This window comes from Bacillus sp. 05T31, from assembly GCF_056396725.1.
In genome coordinates, this window is sequence record NZ_JBFTMA010000185.1 from 1 (window position 1) to 6,847 (window position 6,847).

Genomic DNA, 6,847 nt, shown 5'->3' on the forward strand with positions numbered 1-6,847 from the left:
AACGGCTTAGTGCAATTAACTTTTACATTACAAATATCCCTTCGGAATATCTACCAAAAGAACAAGTATACGATTTTTACTCCTTACGGTGGCAGATTGAACTAATCTTTAAAACATGGAAATCGTTTTTTCGTATTCATCATTGTAATTCTGTAAAATTAGAACGACTAGAGTGTCATTTATATGGACAGTTAATTAGTATTCTTCTTTGTTCCTCCACTATGTTTCAAATGCGCCAATTACTCCTCACCAAGAAGAAACGAGAGTTGAGTGAATATAAAGCCGTATATATCATCAAAGATTATTTTCCACTTCTTTATCAAGCTCTACAAAAAGACACTGAAGAGTTATCAAAAATATTACTTCGTCTATTCAATCTTCTACAGAGAAATGGACGGAAATCTCATAGATATGAGAAGAAAACAGTCTTTGATATCTTAGGTGTCGTATATAATTATTCTATGTCCCGCGATTATGCGGCTTAATAAAAAAAATTGAAACTCGTTAGGGTTTATTTGGTATGCAAATCTTTAAAGAACTTACACTGGATCTTTAGAAAAAAGAAAAAATCTCATGTGAAATTAAACTTATATAATCTTAGCTTGATGGGCATGGGGTATTTACATTTCTTAGCTTGATAGCGATGTGGTGGTATCCCCTTATGCGAATACTAAAGTCCATTTCAATTGAAATGGACTTTAAAACATTTTATCAGAAACCTTCTACTCTTTTTTTTTCATTACAAAATCCCTCGGATTCCCTCTAAGCTTGTAATACTTCATGTTAAGACGAATAGCTACTATGGAGATTACTAAAAACCCTATTACATATAACATGTCTCTTTCTCCATTTCTTATTGTTTTGCGAACTTATTYTGTAAATACTTCACATGTTTCTTYTYWATATCCTTATCSGTAATRTTYGCTCGYAATATWGTTTGRTAGATATGCTKGACCTCATCWTTTGTTAGTTKCACRTCAKTATAKGATTCAATACATTTTTKTAGATYGTTATAATATAGGACATGTTTATCTTTAGAGTGAACATGTACTCTTTTTAGACTGCATTTTGGATGAAACGCAGCAATAGAGATACACGGCAGCTGTTGCTCCATAATCCATTCAATTGCTTTCGTATGTTTATAGTTTTGTCGAAATGGATTTTGAAAAGAGTGTTTCTTTCTAAAAATACCTTGTGTCCATCTYGCCGCCTTCTCATCTCCATAGATCCAGCCCTCGTAGTTCTTCGTCTCTATGACAAATACACCTGTTTCCGCGATAACAATATGGTCAATTTGCGTTGTATCACCATACTCCGTATGAACCGTCACATCATGTAACACATAATAGCTTTCAGGATTTAATTTACTTAATATACGTTTCACCAGTTTTTCTCCAGCTTTCCCTTTCCATTTAGGTACATGTTTTTTTACAACAATATTCAATGGAATCAGAATCGCAATGAGAATTAATTCGAATATCAATACTTTCATAATAAAAACCTCCTTTTCACACTCTTGCGTTTTTGCGTATCAAACGATATAYATACGTTTCTAATCCTAAAATAAAATATGAGATACATAAGCCTTTTATCACCATCTCTACAAATCCTAACGCTAATGAAACAAGGAGCCCACCCCGAAATTGAAACGGTCTTGTCACTCTTCGATTTACTGGTTTTTCAATAACACCAAAATTAGCCCAGGTAGGTAAACGCTTTTCCACATTCTTTACGGTACCCACTAATCCATATTTAAGCGACAGAATGAAACATCCAATTAGTAAATACACAATAGAAGAAAAATAGATAGATAGACCCATAACAATAATTGTGAGCAACCAACCTACCAAAATGGAATTTCGCAAAGCAATATATTCTCGATTTCTTTTCAAAACAAACAGTCCTTTCAAAATAWATTAGGGTATTTTAAATGTAAAATATTTACATTTAATTATAAGCATGATATGATACGTCTATATTAAATTCAGAAATAGCCTAAAAAGGATTGTGATAGATATGTTAAAACTTGTAGTAGATAATACGGTAACAGATCAAGAAACAGATTCAGCTTTTTCAAACCTTTTCACCTGCAAAGACTGTGTATACTATCTTTCAAAATCGGATTCTTGCAGTCTAMAATTAGCAGCTGATTCAAATAATCCCCTTATCCCTTATGAGTGTGGGAATTTTGAGGAAACCTATGAAATCGGAACGGAMGATCCATTGAATTCACATATTCATCAACGACTTCGTGAAGAAAAAGCACAAATACTAGCTGAAAATTATCCAGCACAACCTTCTATTGATCCAATTCATAAAGAAGCAATATGGCATGGAACAGCAGATTATGGTTGTTGGATTGTAAATGATGCAAAGAAACGTTTTGCTCTTGCAGGACAGGTTCCTTTCGGTGATAATAATATGTCATCTAAAAAATACGCATCTCCTTTCCCTTTACATAATCACGGTGCAAAAGAAGGTATTAGGCACTATATGTGCTGGTATGTGAACGAAAAAGGAATAGGCGAATACCAGCTACTTATTGGTGGTGTCATCATGAAAATTGCAGAAGGAGTTAAGAAACTTGGATTCAATTACTAATCACATCTACAAGAAAAGAATGTTAGAACATACGATATTATTTAGCCTGGTACATCAGGTACCAATCCTTATCTTTACCGGCATCATATACTTAGTACTAGATCTTTCTAAGTCGGAATGGCATACTTGGCTTATTTATGAAGGAATCTTTACGATCCTGTTCCTCATAACAAGATTCCAAGTCTTTCAAACGAAAAAAAGTATTCTTTCTATGAAGCAATACGAGAAATGGTTTTCGAAGTTAAATATTATTTTAGTTTCTATTTTCCTTGTCTGTTTTGCAGGCACACCAGCTCTACTACAAATTGTGTTCATTCTACAAATGGCACTCATTTTCTATCTGTTAGAGCGTAGTTGTCTGTATATCGAAAGATTACCAATACATAACGTCTATAAAATCAAGGCTATTATTTGCGACAAAAAACAACTGAAAATTGAACGAATTATCCCTAATAACGAGGAACACGGCACTCTTACAGTTCAAACAAAAGATGAACAATACTTTTTATATACAGCTGTATATCTAAGTGGCATATTATCCCCTATATCACCGGAAGTATTTGAAGAATACGAACGAAGAAATCATATGGGTAGATAAAAGGTACTGAATATAGATTCAGTACCTTTTTCATTCCTCTTATATGTGTTTCTTTACATATTCGCAAATAGCCATGGAGCGAGTACGGCTAACATACAAAGTAAACAAGATCCCGTTATGACACGATTGGACCAACGATAATACTCAGGTTGTTTCGTACTCTCATGAATTTTTCGTAAACGAATACCTGCAATTAACATAAATGGTGTAAAAATAAGTGCTGTTGATTTAAACAGGTCTAAAAAATCCGTAAAGATGTTCATAAACGAAACTACATCGGAACTGAATAAGAAGTACACACTTAGTCTCATCGCCATCATACTAACGAATGAAAAGATCATACTCCCTGTCGCCCACTTCATCCATTGACCATTCTTCGTAATTAATGCCATAACCATGACAATAACGCCTAATACGAAAGAGATAGAAAAGATATTTACCCCTACTTTAAAGGCAGGTGCATACATACCCTCAATTTTTTGTATTAATGATGAACCGAATGAATCATCCTTCTCTGGTGTTTTGGTTCGATTGTTTAATCCCTCTTTAAAGGATGACGAAACATCATTCCCTTTTAATTCATTAAAGTCCACTTTTACAGATGCATGAGCTGCTTGTAAGGGGATAAGAAGTAAAACCATCAAAACAAGCGTACATAAGACTCCTATCATCCCTTTTTCTTGTTTCATCACACATCACCCGCTAATTTTGGTTTAACGCTCTTTAATTTGATTTGATTTCCTTCTGCAACATAATAGAGATCTGCTGAGTAATAGATATTTGCTTTTGTATATGCTCCCATAATTGCATTCGCGATTTCTTCCTTCTCTACTGCCATGTATGTTTCATTTTCATTATAAAATTCAATTTCAATTCGATTAATATTATTATTTAATACTGTAATATATAACTCTTTTAAGCTATCTAAACGATTTCCTAATCCACACACTAACTTAAATACTTTATTTGCAATCGTTGGTGGTTTGACATAAGTCGTATTAAAATGAAGAGTTTCATCATCTATCACACCATCTTCCTCAACTGCACACGTCATAATGAAAGAATGATTTTGTTTTTCAATTTCTTGTTGACTCAACTTGCGATCAATGACATATTTCACGCTTATTGATAGGTTTTCTATATACTCATCTAGTTCGGTATTTGAAATTTTAACCTCTGAGAATTCCGGGAAAATCATGTAAGCGTGTATATTTGAACTACTTTTACTTACACGCAATACCTTTACTTGTTTCTTTTCGTAGCGCACCGTCTGTTCTAATTTTTCCACTACATTGTTGCTCATATGATCTATTATCATATTTCATCAGCCTCCAGTAATTTTAATATAATAATCTTAAATACAATCTCATGTATATGAAGCATTGTAATATTACAACGAGTTCTCAAATCGCATATTTTAAGATTAATAATCACTTTAACCTTAGAATATTTTAATATTACAATGACGTACAATKTYTCATTATAGTCGAATATCCTTATATGGTGAATCRTTCYGTCCCACTCATTTGTACAAAAACAAAAAAATTTTGTCCTTGTACAAATGAGTGAGAACCTAGTGTGTTTAATGCTATATAACTAAGAAAATACCAACTAGGAAATAGATTTATATACTCCCTAGTTGTCTATCACTCCACCCAACTAATGTATAGGAATAAGGTGAATCGACCTCTAATTCTATATACATTAGTTTATTTTCTGGTAATATCTCTCCCTCTGTATGTATCCAATAACGCTTATTATCAGACATATTAAGTACGCGTGTCAGTCCTTGTTCTCGTCCTATTACTTTTACAGTCCACTTTACCAAATTCATATCATCTACCCCTGATACTCCTTGTTGAATAGGAACGATATGCTCTGTTTCTAGTGGGATCGGCAACTGTTCTAGTTCGAGAAATGTCTCCTCATATTCTAATAATTCCTCTGGTATATCCTCATCGCTAGGAAAAAGGATATCGTATACTGCTTCAGAAGCAGGAGCATGGTGAAAATCTTCAGCATACTCCACTTCTTTTGCAACTTCCTTGTCCTGTTCTAACGTTTTTTCTTCTTCACCTAAATTCATTTGAATCGACGAAGCAACTAAATCATATATATTTGCTACATCTTTTTCTAAGGTGATTTCTTTCGTTGGAACAGTAATGCGTTCTTGTTCCCTGCCAATGGGTCTATTTTTTCTCGGACACCAATAAACAGGTCGTTCCACCGGTTCTGATCCTTTTTCTTTTTTCTTTTCTTCTATCAACATATTTTTTCTTGTTTTGTAAACAACAAAACACATATAGCAAATTAGTGCGATAAGAAGTATTGTAAACATGATTTTCTCCTCTCATTTAACCAAATAAATCGAACTCGAATTGTCCATCATTTACAATAAAAAAAGGAAGATCTAAGTATATACATCACTTAGTTCTTCCTTTTACCCTCTATAMACTACCTCGMCTTGYTTAAAATGGTAGTTCWTCATCTRTAATCTCCGWTAGCTCWTCCATACCAGCAAAAATATCATCCGGCTCTTGGGATTGCTCTTTTGTTTCCTGCTCTTTTGGATCATCTAATACTGTCCAAATGTTATCTTTTTTCATATCTATATCCCTCTATCCTTCTTATTTTTCAGTTTCATAAACCACTTCTTCATAATCGAAAAAATAATCTTTCATCTTAMGYAKGAWTKTACGAAACTTCGGTTCAGCTACRATCTTTGTACCATGRTAAAAACTTTGTTGCCCGACAAAGCGCCATARGATRACATAGCCTTCTTTCGCTTCCTGTATGCCTTCAATGTATAAAGCTAGTTCTTGAATGGCCACTTTTTCATTAAGAGTGTCTGGTTTAAAACATTGAAATTTACCATCTGGCAATATAATATYAGCTTCAAAACATCCTCTCATTTGATTTACTCGTGCTCTGGATTCAGATGACATTGCTGGTGTAGCATATGACTTCTGGTTATTTTCCATTCGTGTTTTATGTTCCTCTGCTGTTGGTACTAGTCTTTAGTGTCTACAATCTTTTTTCATTTTTATATCTCCTCTACTGTTTAATTTGTTATGTTATTAATCATAAATAACCCTGCCTACAAACTTGAAGACAACACAAAAAGGGCTTCTTCAAGTCGATTAATAATGTGCATAGCAAAATAAGCTATATATACACTAATCGGCTCAAAGAAGCCCTTTCAYAAWTGAAACAAGACGCAACTTGCTTCTACAACTCAACCACAACACAAAAAAAGGTGTGGGAATAAACGGAATCAAWTAAACTAACAATATAACTATATATTACACATTTTTAATAATGGTAGCAAGATGTTTTCCGAGCTTTAAAGAAACATTGTACCCGAATTACTTCTGAAGCTATGTCACATTTCTTTTTTCGAAATATATAGAATGTTATAATTGTATAAATGCTATATATCTACTTTGACATGGAGGAGATACCGTTGGATATTTTCAGTAATTTAAAAGATTTAAAGAATGACATGGTGAATAAGGGCTGGTGTATTGATTCTTTTGTATTTAAATATAAAAAGCAAGAGTATATTGTTTTGGTGAAATTATATATGGAAGATGAAAAAGTACCGAAGTTCGCTTTATTAAAATTAGAATTTTTAAAAAGAAACAACAT

10 protein-coding genes and 1 pseudogene are annotated in these 6,847 nt (G+C 33.2%); 4 read left to right on the forward strand and 7 right to left on the reverse strand.

All coding sequences use genetic code 11. The features are described from left to right. Nucleotides 1–485: transposase (locus AC1DJR_RS13390; protein ID WP_477002793.1), on the forward strand; the 485-nt coding region annotated here is incomplete at its 5' end. A 368-nt stretch (nt 486–853) separates the two neighbouring features. On the opposite strand, the gene AC1DJR_RS13395 is transcribed toward AC1DJR_RS13390, so the two are convergent. Then, a complete protein-coding gene (locus AC1DJR_RS13395) occupies nt 854–1,492 on the reverse strand; it encodes a nuclease-related domain-containing protein (RefSeq protein ID WP_477002794.1) in 639 nt (212 codons plus the stop codon). Nucleotides 1,493–1,508: 16 nt separating this feature from the next. Then, nucleotides 1,509–1,892: a hypothetical protein gene (locus AC1DJR_RS13400; protein ID WP_477002795.1), complete on the reverse strand. Its 384-nt coding sequence runs from the start codon at nt 1,890–1,892 to the stop codon at nt 1,509–1,511. A 124-nt stretch (nt 1,893–2,016) separates the two neighbouring features. Between AC1DJR_RS13400 and AC1DJR_RS13405 the strand changes: the two genes are divergently transcribed. Continuing rightward, nucleotides 2,017–2,601, forward strand: a complete 585-nt coding sequence (locus tag AC1DJR_RS13405; protein ID WP_477002796.1) for a hypothetical protein — start codon at nt 2,017–2,019, stop codon at nt 2,599–2,601. Further along, nucleotides 2,585–3,199 (forward strand): hypothetical protein, encoded by a 615-nt coding sequence (locus tag AC1DJR_RS13410; RefSeq protein ID WP_477002797.1) that lies wholly within the window; start codon nt 2,585–2,587, stop codon nt 3,197–3,199. The genes AC1DJR_RS13405 and AC1DJR_RS13410 overlap by 17 nt, the downstream gene beginning before the upstream one ends. Nucleotides 3,200–3,252: 53 nt before the next feature. On the opposite strand, the gene AC1DJR_RS13415 is transcribed toward AC1DJR_RS13410, so the two are convergent. The 5 genes and pseudogenes from AC1DJR_RS13415 to AC1DJR_RS13435 form a co-directional block, all read right to left on the reverse strand. Beyond that, nucleotides 3,253–3,888, reverse strand: a complete 636-nt coding sequence (locus tag AC1DJR_RS13415) for a hypothetical protein (protein WP_002069133.1) — start codon at nt 3,886–3,888, stop codon at nt 3,253–3,255. Further along, entirely contained in the window at nt 3,888–4,517 is a 630-nt protein-coding gene (locus AC1DJR_RS13420; RefSeq protein ID WP_033707405.1) for a hypothetical protein, read from the reverse strand. The genes AC1DJR_RS13415 and AC1DJR_RS13420 overlap by 1 nt, the downstream gene beginning before the upstream one ends. Nucleotides 4,518–4,823: 306 nt before the next feature. Continuing rightward, complete coding sequence (locus tag AC1DJR_RS13425; protein WP_201053739.1) at nt 4,824–5,537, reverse strand: transposase; 714 nt, start codon at nt 5,535–5,537, stop codon at nt 4,824–4,826. Nucleotides 5,538–5,667: 130 nt separating this feature from the next. Continuing rightward, a complete protein-coding gene (locus AC1DJR_RS13430; protein ID WP_477002798.1) occupies nt 5,668–5,805 on the reverse strand; it encodes a hypothetical protein in 138 nt (45 codons plus the stop codon). A gap of 21 nt (nt 5,806–5,826) precedes the next feature. Continuing rightward, nucleotides 5,827–6,180, reverse strand: a pseudogene (locus AC1DJR_RS13435) (DUF6018 family natural product bioysynthesis protein). A gap of 521 nt (nt 6,181–6,701) precedes the next feature. Here AC1DJR_RS13435 and AC1DJR_RS13440 point away from each other — a divergent pair. Beyond that, nucleotides 6,702–6,847, forward strand: a 146-nt coding sequence (locus AC1DJR_RS13440) for a DUF6037 family protein (protein ID WP_477002799.1), incomplete at its 3' end; no start/stop codon positions are given.